This is a genomic window from Oleiphilus sp. HI0079, from assembly GCF_001635105.1.
In genome coordinates, this window is sequence record NZ_LWFT01001065.1 from 1 (window position 1) to 970 (window position 970).

General features: G+C 44.9%; 1 protein-coding gene and 1 pseudogene. One reads left to right on the plus strand and one right to left on the minus strand.

Annotation, left to right across the window (positions count from 1 at the left end):
• Window positions 1-5 precede the first annotated feature (5 nt).
• Complete coding sequence (locus A3750_RS19020) at window positions 6-578, minus strand: AraC family transcriptional regulator ligand-binding domain-containing protein (RefSeq protein WP_068548630.1); 573 nt, start codon at window positions 576-578, stop codon at window positions 6-8.
• 197 nt (window positions 579-775) lie between these two features.
• On the opposite strand from A3750_RS19020, the pseudogene A3750_RS19025 reads away from it, so the two are divergent.
• Window positions 776-970, plus strand: a pseudogene (locus tag A3750_RS19025) (sterol desaturase family protein); the annotation flags it as partial.

Here is a 970-nt window from a genome sequence, read left to right on the forward strand (position 1 = left end):
AAAGCTCAGCGCGAGTTTTGGTTGGTGTTGCTTGACCTTGCATCCAAAAAAGAGGCGTATATTTCCGAGTTGCTATCTGAGAGTGCTTGTGTGAAATCCACTTGTAACAAACAGAGCGGGGAGGGGTGGATGATCTCTCTTATGATGCCAACGATGGCGGCGAGCAGAAGCTCGTCCGAGAGTTGGCTCGAATAGCCAAAATCTGGCTCCCAAATCAGGCTTACGGTATCAGAGTCTACCTGCGCAATCTGAGCCTGGCTGCCCGCATATAACATACCTTGAAAACGCTTAAAGCAGGAGAGTGCTTCTCCTACATTGCGACTAGTACGAAATAGATAGCCCAGTACGCCACAGTGCTCAACTTTGACGCATTTACCCACCTCAAGGCCCAGTGCCTGAACGCCGCTGAGCGCCTGTAACTCTTCTAGCAATTCCCACCACTGTTCGTAGGACATGTGTTGTTTACTCGCGTAGTGGGCTAACTTCTCTCGATAGCGAGGATAATCGAGTTGATGACACTCTAAATAATGGGCTAATAAGCCCACGACATCGCGTGTAATGAATAGGTCATTCAACATTTTTTAAGCGCTCTACACATACTATTGATCCTATAACCCTGTTACTTTTGGCGGAGATTGTCAAAAAATAACGGCAGAATGGCAATTACACCTTTGAGCAGAAACGTAAAGTAGATAGCAATTAAACACGCTAATCTCGGCTCAAGCTCTATTGGATCTCGCTTACATTGGGCGGAGCAACGTAGGAGGAAAACCCTTTGGAAGATGTAATGCATGCAATAGGTTTTATCGTCATTTTTGGAGTTTTATTCGTATCGATTATTATTGCCGAGGCTGTATATTGGCGAAAAAAAGGGCGGCCAGAAGCCTATAATCTAAAAGAAACCGTCGCAAATATTAGTACCGGTGGTATGTATAAGATTGTTGACGGAATCGCTATAGCGTTATTTATT